General features: G+C 67.0%; 1 pseudogene. It reads left to right on the forward strand.

What is annotated here, in order from left to right:
- Positions 1–25: 25 nt before the first annotated feature.
- Positions 26–215: pseudogene (locus BN358_RS23915) on the forward strand (citrate/2-methylcitrate synthase); the annotation flags it as partial.

Below are 215 nucleotides of genomic sequence, written 5' to 3' on the forward strand. Positions count from 1 at the left end.
CAACGCGACCTTCAGCCACGATGACGTGCGTCTGGACCTGCCCCTCGTGCCCGCCAGCCAGGGCAACAACGGTTACGACATCGCCAAGCTGCTGGGCGCGACGGGCGACACGACGCTCGATGTAGGGTTCGCCAACACCGCGTCCTGCTGCTCGGCGATCACGTTCATCGACGGCGACGCGGGCATCCTGCGCTACCGCGGCTACCCGATCGAAC

Source organism: Sedimentibacter sp. B4, from assembly GCF_000309315.1.
Taxonomy (GTDB): domain Bacteria; phylum Bacillota; class Clostridia; order Tissierellales; family Sedimentibacteraceae; genus Sedimentibacter; species Sedimentibacter saalensis.